The organism is Tellurirhabdus rosea (assembly GCF_026278345.1).
GTDB lineage: Bacteria > Bacteroidota > Bacteroidia > Cytophagales > Spirosomataceae > Tellurirhabdus > Tellurirhabdus rosea.
This window is the reverse complement of sequence record NZ_CP111085.1, coordinates 3,269,511-3,288,776: the sequence shown is the minus strand read 5'-3', so window position 1 is coordinate 3,288,776 and position 19,266 is coordinate 3,269,511. Positions and strand designations below refer to the sequence as shown.

Annotated in this window: 12 protein-coding genes; 7 read left to right on the top strand and 5 right to left on the bottom strand. The window is 57.2% G+C overall.

The features are described 5' to 3' along the window. Positions 1-402 precede the first annotated feature (402 nt). Positions 403-5,094: a putative Ig domain-containing protein gene (locus ORG26_RS13935; RefSeq protein WP_266362749.1), complete on the top strand. Its 4,692-nt coding sequence runs from the start codon at positions 403-405 to the stop codon at positions 5,092-5,094. A 63-nt stretch (positions 5,095-5,157) separates the two neighbouring features. Here the strand turns inward: ORG26_RS13935 and ORG26_RS13930 are convergent, their stop codons facing one another. Further along, the gene (locus tag ORG26_RS13930) at positions 5,158-5,997 is read right to left on the bottom strand and encodes an N-acetylglucosamine kinase (protein ID WP_266362747.1); all 840 of its coding nucleotides are present in this window, start codon (positions 5,995-5,997) and stop codon (positions 5,158-5,160) included. 112 nt (positions 5,998-6,109) lie between these two features. Then, positions 6,110-6,355, bottom strand: a complete 246-nt coding sequence (locus tag ORG26_RS13925) for a cytochrome b5 domain-containing protein (protein WP_266362745.1) — start codon at positions 6,353-6,355, stop codon at positions 6,110-6,112. A 190-nt stretch (positions 6,356-6,545) separates the two neighbouring features. On the opposite strand from ORG26_RS13925, the gene ORG26_RS13920 reads away from it, so the two are divergent. Both ORG26_RS13920 and thiL read left to right on the top strand, forming a co-directional pair. Further along, positions 6,546-6,989, top strand: a complete 444-nt coding sequence (locus ORG26_RS13920; RefSeq protein ID WP_266362743.1) for a hypothetical protein — start codon at positions 6,546-6,548, stop codon at positions 6,987-6,989. 158 nt (positions 6,990-7,147) lie between these two features. Then, positions 7,148-8,185: a thiamine-phosphate kinase gene (thiL, locus tag ORG26_RS13915; RefSeq protein ID WP_266362741.1), complete on the top strand. Its 1,038-nt coding sequence runs from the start codon at positions 7,148-7,150 to the stop codon at positions 8,183-8,185. Between the two features lie 94 nt (positions 8,186-8,279). Here the strand turns inward: thiL and ORG26_RS13910 are convergent, their stop codons facing one another. Beyond that, complete coding sequence (locus ORG26_RS13910) at positions 8,280-9,350, bottom strand: mannose-1-phosphate guanylyltransferase (RefSeq protein WP_266362739.1); 1,071 nt, start codon at positions 9,348-9,350, stop codon at positions 8,280-8,282. A 243-nt stretch (positions 9,351-9,593) separates the two neighbouring features. Between ORG26_RS13910 and ORG26_RS13905 the strand changes: the two genes are divergently transcribed. After that, positions 9,594-12,728, top strand: coding sequence for a carboxypeptidase-like regulatory domain-containing protein (locus ORG26_RS13905; RefSeq protein ID WP_266362737.1), 3,135 nt, complete (start codon positions 9,594-9,596; stop codon positions 12,726-12,728). A gap of 87 nt (positions 12,729-12,815) precedes the next feature. Here ORG26_RS13905 and upp read toward each other — a convergent pair whose 3' ends face one another. Beyond that, positions 12,816-13,460: a uracil phosphoribosyltransferase gene (gene upp, locus ORG26_RS13900; RefSeq protein ID WP_266362735.1), complete on the bottom strand. Its 645-nt coding sequence runs from the start codon at positions 13,458-13,460 to the stop codon at positions 12,816-12,818. 154 nt (positions 13,461-13,614) lie between these two features. Here upp and ORG26_RS13895 point away from each other — a divergent pair, with 154 nt between their 5' ends. Next, a complete protein-coding gene (locus ORG26_RS13895) occupies positions 13,615-15,399 on the top strand; it encodes a hypothetical protein (RefSeq protein WP_266362733.1) in 1,785 nt (594 codons plus the stop codon). A gap of 168 nt (positions 15,400-15,567) precedes the next feature. Next, positions 15,568-16,149: a D-sedoheptulose 7-phosphate isomerase gene (lpcA, locus tag ORG26_RS13890; protein WP_266362731.1), complete on the top strand. Its 582-nt coding sequence runs from the start codon at positions 15,568-15,570 to the stop codon at positions 16,147-16,149. Here the strand turns inward: lpcA and ORG26_RS13885 are convergent. Next, positions 16,112-17,194 (bottom strand): helix-turn-helix transcriptional regulator, encoded by a 1,083-nt coding sequence (locus ORG26_RS13885; RefSeq protein ID WP_266362729.1) that lies wholly within the window; start codon positions 17,192-17,194, stop codon positions 16,112-16,114. The two genes, lpcA and ORG26_RS13885, sit on opposite strands and share 38 nt — an antisense overlap. A 120-nt stretch (positions 17,195-17,314) precedes the next feature. Between ORG26_RS13885 and ORG26_RS13880 the strand changes: the two genes are divergently transcribed. Continuing rightward, positions 17,315-18,844 carry a TROVE domain-containing protein gene (locus ORG26_RS13880; RefSeq protein WP_266362727.1) on the top strand — a complete coding sequence of 510 codons (1,530 nt, stop codon included), beginning with the start codon at positions 17,315-17,317 and terminating at the stop codon, positions 18,842-18,844. Positions 18,845-19,266 lie beyond the last annotated feature (422 nt).

Genomic DNA, 19,266 nt, shown 5'->3' with positions numbered 1-19,266 from the left:
AATTTTTGATAAACGACTCTGGTGCCCTTCATTCACCCCTATTCTTTGTCACCATGCCGACCGGTCTTAGCGACAAATAAGGCAATCTGGCGCGTCTTTGCTTCTTTTTGGTAAATCCCGGTTCTTCACCGCGCGCTGGCGGGACGCGTTACTTTCCTTCAGAAAACTAATCTGATCATCTGATGGAATGATTTTTGCCAACTATATAACTAGTGGTTACAGCGCTTGACAGCAGACTATTTCGCCGAAAAAATTGAACTGAATAAGAACGCCTTACGGCTTCGTTCGGTCTGCTGCTTTGTCCTGTACGCCATTGACAACCTGAAAAGTTTTCCTCAAACGTCCAATCTGTATGTAACACTTTTTTTTCGCCAAACAAATCCCTCATTAATCTTACCCTCTATGCGAACTTTGCTTAAAAATAGCCGGATCATCCACACCTGCATCTGGCTGTTATGTGCTCTGTTCACCCATCTGGCGTCAGGAACCGGGAGAAGCTCTCACCTGGCGGATGCTGTCCGGCCCCGTTCATTGACGACCGAGGACCGGCAGCGGTACATTGGAATTGTGGTATACAATTTTGAAGACCAGGCCGCGGTGGGAATTGAGCGCATAAACAACTCTTTCCAGCAGGGAGCCAACTTTGTTGAAATCTGTATTCATTGGGATAAAATCTACGCCTCCCGAAACAGCGCTCCCAACTGGAGCATCATCGACGCACACATCCAGCGGGCCCGCGAGCTGAATCTCAAAATCGGCATACGCATCCTGACCGCCCGGGAGTACGACAAGGTCTCCGACTTCTGGACGGACGGGGAAGTGATGCGGGCCGGCAACGGGCAGCCGATGCTGTATTCGCGGGGCACGCACTTCAGCTTTGCCCACCAGCCAACGCTGGACCTGGCCAAGGATTTTGTCCGGCAGTGCACGGAGCGCTATCAATACCTGCAGCAGGAAAACCGGCTGCTGTTTATGTCGGTCATCTCCTCGCCTATTCTGGAAGGCGAATATTCCTTTGCCCTTCAGGACCTGGCGACCGGGCAAAGCACCACCACGGTCTACGATTACAGCGAGCCGATGAAAGCCGGTTTCCGGCAATGGCTGCAGGGTCGCTTTACCCTCTCGGAACTGAACCGGCGCTGGAATACGGACTTCAGTTCCTGGGCGGCCGTACAGCCGGCGCCCGTTCCGTCGTGGTCTGCCTACGATACCTTCCGGAACCAGTGGGGCGAAGACTGGTACATTTTCCGGCACCTGATGCTCAAGCGCTATTTTGAGGAAACCACCCGCATCATCAAAAACATCAACAGTGCCATCCGGGTGATGAACCAGCACGGTTCGGTATGGGACCCGCTCAGTCCGTTACGCGGCACGCTGGCCTTCAGGGACCTCGCCCAGAATGCGGACGGCGTCAAGGTCAACGACGATACGGCCTACAATCACTATTTTTCGATGGACGTGCTCCGGAGCAACCTGCGGCCGGGGGCTCACGTCTCCAACGAGGTGGACGGCAGCGCCAATGTGCCCATCGAAGAACGCATGGAGCAGATCGAGGCCAGTTTTGCCCACGGCGCCAACATCATCGTGATGGCGAACTTCAACAGCCAGAGCCAGACCCAGCTTTTCAACCAGCTCATGGCCCAGGTCCGGCAGCGCAACCTGCTCAGTCAGCCGGTTCCGCAGATTCAGCCGACCGTTTCCATGACGTATAAATTGTCAACGATTCTGCGCTACGGCTCGTCGGATGCCTCGATTCAGGGCGAATGGAGCCGGCTGTACAATCAGGCCGGACGCCAGCCCGTCCAGATTGTGCTGGACGAAGACCTGCTGGCCAATCCGAACCAGACGCCAGTGGTGACCGTACCGATTCCGGACCAGACCGCCACGGTGGGCCAACCGTTCACGTACACCATTCCGGCTTCCACCTTCAACGACCCGGACGGCTACATCGCCCAGCTTTCCGTCACCGGCGGACTTCCTTTCAACGGGATTTCGGCCAACGGAAGCACCCTTTCCGGAACGCCTTCGGCCGCGGGCAGCACCCGCATCACGGTGCAGGCCATCGATAACCGGGGAGCCGCCGCCCAGACGCAGTTTACGCTGACCATCAATGCCGTCGCCGCCCCGCCACCGCCGCCCCCACCGCCGCCGGTCAACCAGCCGCCGGTGGTCAATCAGCCGATACCGTCCCTGACCGCCACGGCTGGTCAGGCGTTCAGTTACACGATTTCGGCCAATACGTTCTCCGACCCGGACGGAAGCGTTGCTTCCGTGTCCGTTTCGGGCCTGCCGACCGGAATCACCTACGCTGCGGCCTCCCGGGTGATTTCCGGTACGGCTACCTCGCCGGGCACCAGCACCCTGACCGTCAGCGCGACGGACAATCAGGGCGCGACCGTTTCGACGACCACTACGCTGACCGTCAGCCAGGCTCCCGCACCGGTTCCGCCGCCGCTGCCCGCGCCGCCGCTCCAGCTCATTGAGCCGATTTACACTTGTACGGACGGGCGGCTTCAGTTTCAGACCGTGGGCGGCGACGGCTCACTGATTGAGTACTCCGCCGTTGGCATTACCGCCTGGACTCCCAACCCCGTCCATTACCTGGACCCCTGGCTGCGCAACGGTACTACGTTTACCCTGCGCGCCCGGCAAAGCGGCCGGGAAGTGTCGATGTCGTGGACCTCAAGCTGTACCACGAACCAAGCCCCGGTCGTGACCAACTCTATTCCGGCTCAGGCCGCCCGGGTTGGGAGGCCGTACAGTTACACGCTGGCGGCCAATACGTTCACGGACCCTGACGGTACGATCGTCCTGATAGAAATGATTGGCCTGCCGCCCGGAATCTCGTTCAATCCGACAACCCGCGTCATGAGTGGTGTTCCCACGACTGCCGGACGGATAACGGTAACGGCCAGGGCCACCGACAACAAAGGAGCCGTTGTCACGACGACGTTCCCGTTTGTTGTCAATACGAACCAGCGGCCGATTGTAGCGTCGGTCATCCCGAGCCAGACGGCCACCGTCGGGCAGACGTACAGTTACCGGATTCCGGACGAGATTTTTTCGGACCCCGACGGTTCCATTGCTTCCGTGCAGGTCGGCGGCCTGCCCGATGGGCTTTCGTACAACGCCGCCTCGCGACAGATCAGCGGCACGCCGACGAGTCCAGGCAGCAGCACCATTACCGTTACGGCAACCGACAACGATGGCGAGACGGTGGTCACTACGTTTTTGTTCACGGTTAATCCCGGACGTCCGCCGGTCAGTTACCAGTCTCCCAACGGGCACCTCGACGAAGCCACCTGCACCCAGATTCGCGGCTGGGCCGCCGACCAGGGCCGCCTCAACGAGCCGATCAGCGTTGATATTTACATCGACGGACGACTGGTAGCCACGGTTCTGGCCAATCTGGCGCGGCCGGACGTAGGCAGGGCGCTCAACGACAATGGCCTGCATGGGTTCCTGCTCCCGACGCCACCGGCCTATCAAACGTCGGGCAATCATGTCGTGGTCGCCCGATACGCCGGGAGCGAGACGCAGTTGAACGACAGCCCGCGGCAGTACACCTGTACGGCGCCTCCTTCGCCCATTAACCAGCCGCCCGTGGTCAGTCAGCCGATTCCGCCGCAGATGGCTACGCTGGCACTGCCCTATTCCTTCACCATTCCGGGCGGAACGTTCTACGAGGGAGACGGGCGTATTGTCCTGATTGAAGCAACGGGGCTGCCCGCCGGACTGACCTACAACGCCACGACCCGGGTCATCTCCGGTACGCCCGTGGCCGCAGGCACCAGCACCGTGACGGTACAGGCGACCGACGACCGGGGCGCCAGCGTCGCAACCCGTTTTGACCTCACGGTACAGGAGCAGCAGAATTATGGACAGCCGGATGGTCATCTGGACATAGCCGAATGCGGATACATCCAGGGCTGGGCCGCCGACCGGTCGCGACCGAACGAGTCCATTCAGGTGGACGTGTACATCAACGGGCAGTTTGTCAGCAAGGTACTCGCCAACCAGTCGCGCCCGGATGTCGGGGCGGCGCTCGGCGACAACGGGCTGCACGGGTTTGTGTACCTCCTTCCGGCGGCTTACCGGAGCGCGGGTAATTACACGATAGAGGTCCGCTATGCGGGCAGCAGCCGGCATCTTCACGATTCGCCGAAACAATACACCTGTACCGGCGGCATCCTGATTCCAGACCAGACCATTTACAAAGGGCAGTTGTATTCCTATCGGCTGCCGGACGTGCTGTATACTTCCGTTAACGGACAAACGGCAACCCTCGACGTAACGGGTTTACCGGCAGGGCTGTCGTACAACGGCCTGGCCCGCACCATCAGCGGCACGCCGGAACTGATCGGCATCAGCCAGGTCCGAATTCGCCCGCCTCAGGAAGGTGCCATGACGCTGACCTTCCTCCTGCGGGTGGAGGAAAGTCCCGAGATTCAGCTGGCTCTGGTGCAGAACAATGCGTCGCTGACCCCTATTCAAACGCTGAAAAACGGTGACGACATCCGAATCGGGAGCCTGCCATCGGTTGTCAATTTCGTCTGCACCTCCCCGGCGACCCTGGGCAGCGTGGTGCTGGACCTCAGCGGCCCGCTCAACATCCGTCGCACGAGCAGCACGGCCCCGTTCACCCTCGCCGGCCCCGAAGGTCTGCAGCTGAAGACGGGGACTTATACGCTGAAAGTGGCGGCTTTCACGGGTGAGAACGGCACAGGCGTCCAAATGGCCGGCCAGACGATTACGTTCAGCATCAATAACCTGAGCGGCCGGCTAGCCAGCGTCCGGGACCGCCCCCGGCCCGAAACGACCTTCGACACGTGGAAAGCCTGGCCGATGCCGGTGCGGAATCTGCTGACGGTCAAACTGCCCCAGCAGGTAGCAACCGAAAGTCTCCGCTTCAGCCTCATTTCCGCTACCGGAAACGAACAGCCTGTGCCGACGCACCTGCTCCGCCAGGACGGCCAGCAGGTGCAGGTCGATCTGGGTCCATTCGCCCTGACGCCGGGCCTGTACTTCCTGCACGTCCGTCAGGCCGGGGCGGCCGGAGAAAGCCTCCGGTGGATTAAAATCGTCAAAGATTAAGACGTGGACGTGATACGAAAAACCCCGAAAGTCAGCGCTTTCGGGGTTTTTCGGTTTGAAAAGCTATTGATGATACAGGGCCAGCCCGGCAATCGGGTTTTCCAGAATCCGGGCGGGGGTCAGCCCTTTGTCGCTGACCACGCGCCGGAGAATGTCGCTGTAGTAGAAAGCCACCGAGCCGACAAAATGGACGGGAAGATTTTGGTGACCGGGAAACGTCCGGACGTATTTATCCACAAAGAGACCGAAGGCCTCGTACACCAGCTGATAAGCGAACGGGTGCGACCGGTTATCGAACAGAAATTTGGAGAAAGACGCAAAATAACGGTTGGGATAAGGCTGCTTGTAGGCATGGTCCAGCACCGTCAGCCGGTCGGGGCTGTTGTAGCGGCGGCTGAACTTTTCGGCCAGATCGGCTGGCAGTTCGCCGCGCAGGTAATGCACCATCAGCGTTTTGCCGAGGTAGCCGCCGCTGCCTTCGTCGCCGAGCCAGAAGCCCAGCGAAACGGCGGGCTGCGCAATGTCGTGGCCGTCGTAGAGGCAGGCGTGGGAGCCCGTTCCCAAGATGCAGGCAATGCCGGGTTCTTTGCCGCAGAGCGCCCGGGCCGCCCCGAGCAGGTCGCTGCCCACGCGTACCTTGTCCGCCTCGGGAAACACGGCTCGCAGCGCCCGCTCCACGGTGGCGATGGGTTCCGGACCCGAGCAGCCCGTGCCGTAGTAATGAATTTCGGTCACCGTCCCGCTGAGAGCGGGCAGCAGGTTCTGCCGCAGTTCCGCCGCGATGGCTTCGTCTGTCTGGTAATACGGACTGATTCCCACGGTCCGGGCCTGTCCGATCTGCCCGTCGGTGGTGATGGTGCGCCACTCCGTCTTGGTGGCCCCGCTATCTGCGATGAGTATCATGTTCTTTTTAGTTTGTTCATAGGGTTAAAGTTTATGGTTTATAGTTTAGGGTTGCTCCGCTACTTTGAGCACTGCGGAGCAACCCTAAACTATAAACCATAAACTTTAACCCCTAATTCGTCAGCCTTCCCACCACCGGGAAGCGGCTGAAAACCTGCCGGGTGTGGGGTGCATCCGCCAGTTCGTCGGTCAGGTCCTGCCCGGCCCAGTGTTCGTAATGTTTGCCGTGTCGCCAGAGGCGGCTTTGGGATACGTCGTAGATCAGCCCTTCAAAAGCGCACCAGATTTCTTCGCGGTCCTGCCCGTTGCGCAGGGCGAGCTGCGACTTTGTAAACCCTTTTAATAAATTCGGATTCATTTCAAATGGCCAAATCTTCGCTTGGGCCACCTGTTCTGACGGGCGGCGCACAAAATTGACCGGAAATTAAATCGTTTACCTAACTTGAGAAAAAATTCGGTAACTTTATCCGTCTGTTCGCTTATCGGATTATTCCGGATTTTACGTCTGATCCGTATTTAACAGAAGAATTTATCGCCAGAAATAACTCATGAAACGCACTGCTTTCGTTGGCCTGATGGCCGTACTGACGACCCTGCTGATGGTGACGGGTTGCAAAAAGGAATCCAAGCCTATCTCAGAAATTATTGCCAAAAACTGGACCGCCCAGAAGGTGGAAGAGGGAACATCGACGGTATACACCAAAGGAGGCCAGACGAACGTGCGGCCGGGCTACTCCCAGTTTCAGCTCAACCTGGCCAGCCCCCCGAGCGTCACCTACAAGGAATTTGACGGCAACACCTTCACCGGTCAGTATGAAGTGACGGACAGCAAGCTCACGCTGAAAAGCCTGACTCCGCAGCCGACCGGCACCAACGGCACGATCGAATTCACGATCAACAGTGCTTCCGAAAACGAACTGATCATCACCCGCACGACCGCCAGCCAGAAGACCGGCAACAGCGTTAACAAGTACACGCTGACCAACCCGTAAGCCGAACGGAAAAGCGGGGGCGGCAGCCAACTGACAAAGTTCCTGAGTAGTCAGGTGCGTTGCCGATCCGGCGGTGCACGGGCCGCTCCGGAACTTTGTCAGTTTTTCGGGGTATCGCCCCGGAACTAAACCCCGCGCCGCTGCCTTTTCAGAAAACCATGAACCAACGTACTGAACTAAATACGCTCGGCGAAATTGGCCTCATCGAGCGGCTGGCGACTCCTTTTCTGGCAACCGAACGGCCCGAGACCGTCCGCGGCATCGGCGACGACGCGGCCGTGATCGACACGGGCGGCCCCGATTACTGGCTGGTTTCGACGGATATGCTGCTGGAAGGCGTTCACTTCGACCTGTCGTACGCCCCGCTGAAGCACCTGGGTTACAAAGCCGTGTCGGTCAACGTTTCGGACATCGCGGCCATGAACGGCCTGCCGACGCAGATTACGGTAAGTGTGGGCCTGAGCAACCGCTTTCCGGTCGAGGCGCTGGAAGAACTGTATGCCGGCATCCGGCTTGCCTGCAACGACTACAAAATCGACCTGATTGGGGGCGATACCACTTCCTCCCGCGCGGGTCTGGTGATTTCCGTGACGGTGATGGGCCGGGTGGCGAAAGACCGCGTCACTTACCGCAATACGGCCAGACCCAACGATGTGCTCTGCGTGACAGGCGATCTGGGCGCGGCTTTTCTTGGACTTCAGCTGCTGGAGCGGGAAAAACAGGTGTTTCTGGCCAACCCGAATATGCAGCCCGAAATTCCGGAGGAAAAATCCTACCTGCTTGAGCGCCAGCTGCGTCCGGAAGCCCGGACGGATACGGTTTACGAACTGCAGGACCTCGGCATCGTGCCCACGGCCATGATCGACCTCTCGGACGGCCTCGCCGATGGCGTGCTGCACCTCTGCAACCAGTCGAAAACCGGCGCGGTGCTGTTTGATGAAAACCTGCCCATCGACGACGTTACCTACCTGACGGCCGGGGAACTGAACCTGAGCCCGATCACCTGCGCCCTCAACGGCGGAGAAGACTACGAACTCCTCTTTACGGTGCCGCCGCAGGAATACGAAAAACTAAAAAATCACGCCCGCATCACGGCCATCGGCTACCTTACCGACAACCCCGCCCGCGTCGTCCTGGCGACCAAAGCCGGTGAGCAGACGCCGATCAAAGCGCAGGGGTGGCAGCATTTCAGTTAAAAGTTAAAAAATAAGAATTAAAAATAAGGCTCCGCCGGATCAGATACCTGAATCAGCGGAGCCTTATTTTTAATTCTTATTTTTTAACTTTTAATTAAACAAACTGTGTTCCTTTTTCCTTCGCGTCGGAGACGAAGTCTTTTACTTTCTGTTCTTCGTCTTTGCGGCAGATCAGGAGGACGTTGTCGTATTCGGCGACGATATAGCCGTCCAGTCCATTGACGACCACGAGCCGCTCTTTCGGGGTTTTGATGATGCAGTTGGTCGTGTCGTAGAGCATGACCCGGCCGTCGATCACGTTTTCGTTCCGGTCTTTGCCCGACACTTCGTACAATGATTTCCAGGTTCCCAGGTCCGACCAGCCGAATTCGCTGAGCACGACGTAGACATTGTCCGCTTTTTCCATCACACCGTTGTCGATGGAGATGCTGCGGCAGTGGGTGTACGCCCGGTTGATGAACGGCTGTTCGGTTTCGGAATAGTAGAGTTCGTTCCCTTCTTCGAAGAGTTCGGCCATTTCGGGCAGGTGTTTTTCGAAGGCGCGGAGGATGGCCTGGGCATTCCAGACGAAGATACCGGCATTCCAGACAAACTCACCGCTGTCGAGAAACTGCTGCGCCAGCTCTAGGTGCGGCTTTTCGGTAAAAGTCTTCACCTTTTTAACCTCCCCTTCCGAGTCGGTCATGTACTGAATGTAGCCGTAACCCGTATCCGGACGGCTGGGCTGGATGCCGAGCGTCACGAGGATGTCCGCTTCGGCCGTGGCCGCCAGGGCGACCCGGATGCGTTCCCGGAAGGCGTCTTCTTTCAGGATGATATGGTCGGCCGGAGCCACTACGATATTGGCCTGCGGGTCCTTTGCGGCAATTTTATAACAGGCATAACCGATGCAGGGAGCGGTATTGCGGCGAACCGGCTCCAGCAGAATCTGCTCATCCGTCAGAAAAGGAAGCTGCTCCTTTACCAGATCCTTATATTCGGCGCTGGTTACGATATAAATATGGTCGGGAGTGCAAATACCGTCAAACCGTTCAGCGGTTTGCTGCAAAAGGGTTTTGCCGGTTCCCAGCACGTCATGAAACTGCTTGGGATTTGAAGTGCGGCTGAAGGGCCAGAACCGCGTTCCGACTCCACCTGCCATGATAACTACATACGTCTGCTTCATTCGTTGGTCAACCAGAGGCTACAATTCAAACTCGTTTTGCTTCCCAAAGCTACAAGCATCGTTCCAATTTGTCTCCTTTCTCGGAATTAATATTCGTCTATAGACGCAATGGTTACAAAGCTCGCTATACCTTAACCTATGACTCAAAAACCATTATTCTTTTTTATAGGAAAAGTTGTAAATATTGAACCTAATCGTCTATTTGTAACCAAATCTAACTATTACAAAATCTGTACGTAACCTATGGATAAGTATTTTACGCAGCGATTATGTGCGTTGTGTCTATTCCTGCTGGTCGGGCTGAGCGCCTTTGCGCAAACCCGGATTTCCGGCCGGATTACGGATGGCGAAACCAAGGAAGGTCTGGCCGGTGTGAGCATCGTGATCAAGGGTAAGCTGGCGGGTACCATCACTGATACGAAAGGCAACTTCTCGCTCACCACCACCACGCCGCCGCCTCTGGTCATTGTCATCTCCTCGGTTGGCTACCAAACACACGAAGAAAACGTCACGAGCGCCAACGCGACCGTCAACGTCACGCTGGCCGAACAGGCGCTGCTGGGGCAGGAGGTCGTGGTGTCGGCTTCGCGGGTGGAAGAAAATGTGCTGAAATCGCCCGTGACGGTTGAGAAAATGGACATTCGCGCGATTCAGAACTCGCCTTCTCCGGACTTCTTCGGCGCGCTGGCCAACTTCAAGGGCATCGACGTCGCCACGCAGGGCCTGCTTTTCCGGTCCATCAACATGCGCGGGTTTGGGGCGACCGGAAACCCGCGGACGGTGCAGCTCATCGACGGCATGGACAATTCGGCTCCCGGCCTCAACTTCCCGATCGACAACATCGTGGGCATTCCGGAGCAGGACGTGGAAAGTGTCGAAATTCTGCCCGGGGCGGCCTCGGCTCTGTACGGCCCCAACGCCATTCAGGGTCTGATTCTGATGAACAGCAAAAGCCCGTTCCTGTACCAGGGCGTAAGCGCCAACGTCAAGACGGGCATTATGCACGCCGATAATCGGACAACGCCCACGACGGGCTTCTACGACGCGTCCATCCGCTTTGCCAAAGCGTTCAACAACAAGTTCGCGTTCAAGCTCAATGCCTCCTACATCGCCGCGCAGGACTGGCAGGCCACGGATTACACGAACCTGAACTCCTCGGACCGCACCAACAACCCCGACGCTCCGAACCGGGGTCCCGGCATTCCGGTTAATTACGACGGCATGAACGTCTACGGCGACGAAGCGCAGGCCAACATGCGGACTGTAGCGCAGGGGCTGATTGCGAATACCAGCCTGCCGCAGGCACAGCGCAACGCCATCCAGACGGCGCTGAACGCGGGCCTGATTCCGAACGTGAACGTCAGCCGCACGGGCTGGCGCGAACGCGATCTGGTGGACTATAACACCAAAAGCCTGAAACTGAACGCCGCCCTGCACTACCGCCTGACGGAGAAGATCGAAGCCATCGGCCAGATCAACTATGGCTTTGGCACGACGGTTTACACCGCCAACGGGCGCTACTCGCTGCGCAACTTCAACCTGACCCAGGCGAAACTCGAACTCCGCGGCGACAACTTCATGGTTCGGGGGTACACCACGCAGGAACGTTCGGGCGATTCGTACACCGCGGGTCTGACGGCCGTGACGATGAACGAAGCCTGGAAAGCAAGCCCGACCTGGTTTGGGCAGTACGTGAGTGCCTATCTGCAGGCTCGGCCGACCGTTCAGTCCGATGAAGCCGCCCACCTCGCGGCCCGCGGCGTAGCGGACCAGGGACGGCCGCTGCCCGACACCGATGCCTACAACACCTTGTACGAAAACGCCCGCTCGACGCCCATTGTCCGCGGCGGTGGTGCCTTCCTCGACAAGTCTAACCTGTACCATGCCGAGGGGCTTTACAACTTCAAAAACGAGATCAAATTTGCGGATGTCCTGATCGGGGCCAATGTGCGTCAGTACCAGCTCGGCTCGGAAGGAACGCTTTTCGCCGATCAGGTGGAAGGCCGTAACGGTCAGATTGGGATTACGGAATACGGCGGTTTTCTCCAGGTGAGCAAGACGTTCTTCGGCGAACACCTGAAGCTGACCGGCTCGACGCGTTACGATAAGAACCAGAACTTCAAAGGCCAGTTTACGCCCCGCGTTTCGGCCGTAGCCACCTTCGGAGAAAACAACTTCCGGGTCTCGTACCAGACCGGTTTCCGGATTCCGACCACGCAGAACCAGTACATTGACCTCCAAACGCCCCAGGCCCGGCTCGTCGGCGGTCTGCCGGAGTTCTGGGAACGGTATAACCTCGCCAACTCGTACTCGCGTACGGACGTGACTGCCGTGGGTGCCGCCATCACGGCGCAGGCCACCAATCCGGCCTTTCAGCAGCAGCAGCAACAGGCTCTGACTGCCATCGTCCAACCGCAGGTTATCGCCGCCATTCAGCAGCAGGTACTCGCCCAGGTAACCACTCAGGTTAACGCTGCTGTTGCTGCCGGACAGATTCCGGCCTCCGCCGCCCCGTCCGTCATTCAGCAGCAGGTGGCCGCACAAATGGCCTCCGCACAGGTACAGGGCCTTATTCAGCAAAACGTAACGGCCCAGGTAACGGCGAACCTGCCGGGTTTCGTTCAACTCCAGGCGATCAACGGAAATATCGGCAACCTTCGCCCCTATCAGCGTAAGGAATTCCGCCCCGAACGAGTCCAGAGTTATGAAATTGGGTATCGGGGCGTGATCAACAAGCGGCTGTTCGTTGACGCTTATTACTACTACAGCGTCTACCGGGATTTCATTGGCTCCGTTGTGCTGATCCAACCTACCGGGCCAGCCATTCCGAATGTTGGTCTGCCTGAAGCTTCAGGAGTTTTGAGCGGTAACACCCGCCGGGTTTTCTCCATGCCCGTCAACAGCAGCGAGCGGATTACCGCTTCCGGCTGGGCGATTGGCCTGAACTACGCGCTGAACAAAGGTTATTCGGTTTCGGGAAATCTTGCCAACAACCAGCTCAACGACTTTACCCCGACTGCCGAGTTGCAGACGGCCGGCTTCAACACGCCGAAGTACCGCTGGAATGTGGCGTTTAACAAACGGCCGACGAACAACTCCAGCTTTGGCTTTGCCGTAGCGTTCCGCCATCAAGATGAGTTTGTGTGGGAAGGCTTCGGCCAGCCGACGGAAGTGGGCGTGCCGCTGTATGGCAACACCATCGTCCCGGCGGTCAACAACCTCGACGCGCAGGTGAACTACAAGCTGACGAAGTTCAAGTCCATCGTCAAGCTCGGCGCGACGAACCTGTTCGGCAAGCCCTACATTCAGGCTTTCGGCAACCCGTCCATCGGCTCCACCTATTACGTGAGCCTGACGTTTGACGAATTGTTGAATTAAGTCAATAAGTCGTAAGTCGGTAAGTCGTAAGCGCTCCGCTAAATCAGGATTGAGGCGGAGCACTTACGACTTACCGACTTACGACTTTTAAAGTTTTTCCCCAAACGCCAGGTCTCCGGCATCGCCCAGGCCGGGCACAATGTAGAAGTGTTCGTCCAGCCGGTCGTCGATGGCTCCCAGCCAGAGGTGGCACTGCGGCATTTGCTCCCGGACGTACCGGATGCCTTCGGGTGAGGCAATAACCGCCGCGATATGCGTCTGGGCCGGAATGCCGTACCGCAGCAGCGCGTGGTACACCTTCTCCAGCGACCGCCCCGTCGCCAGCATCGGGTCCATCAGAATGACCGTCTTCCCGCTCAGGTCCGGACTCGCCATATAATCCATCGCAATTTCAAATTCATCGTCGTTGGCGTGATACCCCCGGTAGGCGCCGATGAACGCATTTTCGGCTTTATCGAAGTAATTCAGAAAGCCCTGATGAAAGGGCAGGCTCGCCCGGAGGATGGTGGCCAGTACGGGCTGCTGCAACAGAAGCTGGGTCGTGGACGTTCCGAGCGGTGTTTGTACGCGGACCACCTGATGCGGCAAGATTTTTGATATCTCATAAGCCATGAGTTCCCCCAGCCGTTCCAGATTGCGCCGAAAACGAAGCCGGTCTTTCTGAAGCGATACATCCCGGAGTTCGGCAATAAACTGATTGGCAAGTGAAGGCTGGTCGGTAAAAACGAACATGAAGTCGGTTGGCAGCACCGGGCCGCGTTTTGGAGGAAATTGCAATTTTTGCCGGTAATTTAACCGCAGTGAAAGATATTCCAAACGGAATATGTAATTTTCGGTTACTATTTACTTAGCTAAAGCTCTGTAAATTAGTCCACAACATGAATGTATGAGAAACTTCTCTACTGTATTAACACTCGTAACTTGTGCACTATCAGGGCTGGTAAAGGCGCAGAGCCCTACCGTTCCCCTGAATCCGGATTCGTACCGGCTGATTGATCGGTATGAAATCAAACTGGGCCGCTGGGCCGACGGTTTTCACAGTTCGTTCAAGCCGTACAACCGTCACCAGATTATCCAATTGACAGACAGCCTGATGGGTGATTCGCTCGTTCGGCTTTCCACTGCCGACCGCTTCAACCTCCAGTACCTGCGCGACGACAGCTGGGAATGGCTTTCGGCCAGCGCCCGCGATTCGGCCTCGCCCGCTTTCTTCCAGCTGAACCGGCTGGGTCTGGATTACTCCCCAACCGGCGACAGCCGCCGCCCGCTGGCCAAAGTCCTTTACCGCAAAAAAAGCGATTTATACTATTTCGAGAACGAGGACGTGGACATTCACGTGAGTCCGGCCGTTTCGTTTGGCTACGGCTTCGAGACGCTCAACAACCGCTCGGAGTTTCAGCCGTCTTCCGTCCGCCAGAATCCGTTTCTGAACTCACGGGGTATCGAAATCCGGGGAAGCATCCGCAAACGGCTGGGCTTTTACACTTTCCTCTCGGACAATCAGGCCATTTTTCCCAGTTATTACAACGAATACCGCAACACCTACGGGCTGGGCTCGGGCATTACGCTCGCTCCCGGCGAAGGGCTGGCGAAGGAGTACAGTTCCGGCGGACTTCTGGGAGCCGATTACATCGCCGCCCGCGGCTACATCACCTTCAACGCCCTGAAGGTCATCAACATTCAGTTTGGGCACGACAAGAATTTCATCGGCAACGGCATCCGGTCGCTTTTTCTGTCGGACAACAGCGCCCCGCACCTGTTCCTGAAGTTCACGACGCGCCTGGGCCGTTTCCAGTACACCAACCTGTACACCGAACTACAGAATACGCAGGTGCCTGTCAACCCGACCGAGCCGTTTATCAAGAAATACGCGGCCATGCACCACCTCAGCATCAACCTGGGTCGGCATGTGAACGTGGGCGTGTTCGAGGCGGTTGTGCACAGCCGCGACCATCTGGAACTGAACTACCTGAATCCGATCATTCTTTACCGCTTCCTCGAATCGTACCAGAACAGCGCCGACAACGCCCTGATGGGAATCGATTACAAGGTCAATTTTCTGCGGCATTTTCTGGTCTACGGCCAGTTCATGCTGGACGAATTTCTGATTAAGGACATCCGCGCGGGCGAAGGTTCCTGGACCAATAAGTTTGCCCTTCAGGCCGGGCTGAAATACATCGATGCGTTCGGCATTCCGAATCTGGATGTGCAGGGCGAGTTCAACATGGCCCGGCCCTACACCTACGCCCACCGCTCGGGGCAGACCAATTATGTCCATTACAACCAGCCGCTTGCTCACCCGCTGGGCGCTAATTTTGTGGAAGGACTGGGCATCATCAACTACCAGCCCTACAGTCGCTGGACCGTAACGGGGATTTTTGGCGTGATGCGGTACGGGGCCGACCCGCCGAGCCGCAACTACGGCGGCAACCTGCTGCTGAGCTACGATACCCGCTTTCGCGACAAGGGCAACTACATCACGCAGGGCCGCGAAACAATTATTTCCTACGGAGACCTGCGGCTTACGTTCATGCCGAAGCACAACATTTTCATCGACTTCCGCCAGAACTTCCGCGTGAGCGACAGCCAGTTAAGTCGCCTCCGGTACAGTTCCGCCCTCACCTCAATCGCCCTCCGCTGGAACATGCCGTATAAAAGCATGATTCTTTAGTGTACGGGGTTTTGTGTTTCTTTGTAAAAAAGTGGTAAGTGTAAGTCGTAAGTCGTAAGCGGTCCGCCGCTGCGGTACTTTGCCTCAACTCAATACTGGCGGAGCCACTTACGACTTACGACTAATTGACCGCAGCGGCGGACCGCTTACGACTTTGTTGACTTACTTATGCTCCATTCCATCATTCGCCAGGAATTGACCGAAGCGCGGTCGGTGCTGGACGCTTTTCTTTCCGACGAAAAAAATCTTGCAGACATCGAGGCGGCGGCCCAACTGATGGCCGAAGCCCTGCAAAACGGCAATAAAATCATTTCCTGCGGCAACGGCGGTTCCCACTGCGACGCCATGCACTTTGCCGAAGAATTGTCCGGCCGCTACCGGGGCGAACGCCGCTCGCTGGCGGCCATCGCCATTTCCGACACGAGCCACATCACCTGCGTCGGCAACGACTACGGCTTTGACTTCATCTTTTCCCGCTTTATCGAAGGGCTGGGCAATGCCGGGGATGTGCTGCTCGGCATCAGTACCAGCGGAAATTCGGTCAATGTCATCCGCGCCGTGGAAGCCGCCCGCGAACAAGGGATGAAAGTCGTGCTGCTGACGGGCAAAGACGGCGGCAAGCTCGCCGGAACCGCCGACGTAGAGGTGCGCGTGCCGCATTTCGGCTACGCCGACCGCGTGCAGGAGGTTCACATCAAGGTGATTCACCTGTTCATTCTGCTGATTGAGAAGCTGGTAATTGGGATATAAGTCCGGGCGGTGTTGCCGTGGCATCGGGCTGCGGCAACACCGCGTAGTTGACCACCGCCGAAGCCAGCCGGTCCTTCAGGCGCCTGCGCAGACGTTCGGGAGCCAGTACGGTCATTCCCTCGCCATAGCCGAGTATCTCTTTCTCCAGTTCCATATTCAACTGCACAAAGAGCCCAATCACCATACCTTCCGCCCGGCGTTCGAGCACCTTTTGGGATGCATGCAGCGGCTTCGTCTCGACGTAGGGTGCATTTTCCGGATTGACCAGAATCCGGACGTGCATGGGCCGGGATGTCATCCCGACCGTTACCCCGATGACATCCCGGTAAAACGTTTCGGGATTGTAGTTTTCGTTGGGGCGGTACTCGGCGTCGGTGGGCTGCACGTCCAGCATCCGGTCGAGTGCCAGGTGCAGCACAGTAGGGCCTTTCTCTGAAATACCCACCGCAAACCAGCGGTTCCGGAACTCTTTCAGCCACCAGATATGAAAGACAATTTGCTGCGGAGCCCGCGCCCGGAAGGACTGGTACGTCAGAAGCAGGGCTTTCCGATGAATGACGGCCTGATACAGCACGTCAAGGTAATTTAGTCCGCGCAGGTTTTCATTTTTCTCAAAATCAATGACCGCAGGCTGGGCGTGGGCGGCGGCGTAGACATGGTCTTCCAGCTTCTGTACTACTTCCGTCAACTGATTGAAGTGCGAAAAACCCTTGAATTGCTTCAAAACGGCTACCGCCTCGCTCATGCGGCTTAAGTCCTGGGCCGAAAGCGGGATCTGCGTGATGCTGTACGTGGGGTCTTCGTACTGGTAATATTTCCTGTCAACCACGATGATGGGCGCATTGTAACCCAGTTTGTCGCTCCGCATCATCTGCAAATCGGCCTGAATGGTGCGCCGACTGATTCCTTTGTCAATTCCCTCAAATTCATACAGAACGTCCGATACCTTGTCCATCAGGTCTTCGAGCGTCCAGCGGCGGTAGCGGTTGCGCAGGCATTCATCCAATGCTTTGTAGCGAATCAGGGCAAGGCGGTTAGCGGGCATATCGTAAAGCGGAATGCTATTCCGCGTGAAAAATAAAATATTTTTTACCTGCGCAAAAAGGCTGCGCAGAAGGCCACAACCTTTGTCATGTCAAGTTTGAGACCACAACCGACAAAGGCTATGAAGTTTAATCTTTTTACCAGCAAAAAATCCGAAACAGTGAACTACGAAGGTGCCAAAGCCTATGTGCTGACGCCGGAACTGGAACTATACTCGGCCGTGGCGACCACGATGCTTGCCGATTCGTTCTACGAGAAAGCCGACGACCGCCTGAACCGCATTCGGACGCTGGTCGGAAAGGTAAGCCCGGCCTTTGTGGCTAAACTGGCCGTCTACGTTCGTGAGCAGTTATACCTCCGCTCGGCTCCGGTCGTATTAACCGGCGAACTGGCGAAGCGCCATAACGGCGATAGCCTCGTGAGCCGCACGGTGGCCCGCGTGGTGCAGCGCCCGGACGAAATCACCGAACTGCTGGCTTACTACCAACTGACCAACGAACGCAAAGGCGCCAAAAAGCTGGGTGGACTGTCGAAGCAGGTACAAAAAGGACTGGGAGCCGCGTTCAACAGGTTCGACGAGTACCAGTTTGCCAAATACAACCGCGACGCGCAGGTGAAGCTCCGCGACGCGCTGTTTCTGGTACACCCGAAGGCGAAGGACGAAGCGCAGCAGGCCATCTATAACAAAATTGTCACCGACACGCTGGAAACACCCTACACCTGGGAAACCGAATTAAGCGCCCTTGGACAGCAGACATTCGCCAGCGAAAAGGAAAAGCAGGCGGCGTTCCGGGCAAAATGGGAAGACCTCGTGGCGAGCCGCCGACTGGGCTACATGGCAACGCTGCGCAACCTGCGGAACATGCTCGAAGCGGGCGTAGGTCCGGCGACAATGCAGCGTGTTTGTGATTTCCTGAGCGATGCGGAGGCCGTCCGCCGTTCGAAGCAGTTGCCGTTCCGCTTTCTGGCCGCCTATCGCGAAATCCGTGATATAAAATCTGGCTATGTAGCCATGATTCAGGATGCGTTGGAAGACGCCCTGCGGTACAGCGTGGCAAACCTGCGCGGTTTCTCGGCCGATACGCGGGTCGTCATTGCCTGCGACGTGTCGGGGTCGATGCAGCAGCCGGTTTCGGCCAAAAGCAAGGTCTTGCTGTACGACATTGGCCTATTGCTGGGAATGCTGTTACAGGCCAAATGCAGGAATGTGGTGTGCGGCATGTTCGGCGACCGCTGGAAAACCGTACAGCTACCGGGCCGGAATGTTCTGGCCAACGTGCAGGAATTCTACCGCCGGGAGGGCGAGGTTGGCTACTCGACCAACGGCTATCTGGTAATTGACGACCTGATTCGCCGGAAGTACGTGGCCGATAAGATCATGCTGTTTACGGACACCCAGTTATGGGATAGTTATACGAACAACGCCTTCCAGGCGAACACGCTCAGGGCCAAATGGGCGGCGTATAAGCAGTTAGCGCCGAGTGCCCGCCTCTACCTGTTCGATCTGGCGGGATACGGTCAAGCGCCGCTCCGGGTGGAAGCGAATGACGTCTACCTGCTGGCGGGCTGGTCCGACAAAGTATTCGATGTGTTGCAGGCGCTGGAGGATGGCGAGATCTCGCTGGCGAAAATTGAAGCGATTACCCTGTAACGCGGAGTGATACTCCGCGACGCATGAAGGAGTGCCATTCCGCAAAGTATAAACAGGATGTCGTAGGGACGGAATACTTCGCAGCTCTTAGGGGAGGAATAGCGCAGTTTTGCCAAAAACAAGGCTATCCGGTTCGAATCCGGCATTGCGGTGCCCCGCTCCGTCCCGCCTGTTACTCCTGTTGCCAAAAGCAGGTGCCGTAGAAGAGCAATACTTCGCTGGATGAAGGCCGAAAGGCCTGGGTTCGAATCCCAACTGCTCTTTGCCCGTTGCCCTGTTAATCTTATTGACAAGTGCCGTAGCGCAGCGTTCCTTCGGTAGAGCACCCTTGTTAGGATGGTGCGGGTTCAAATCCCGTCGACGGGTCTCCTGTCGTAGCTCAAGCATTTCACGCTGTGCGCCTGTTGCCTTGTCGAAACATT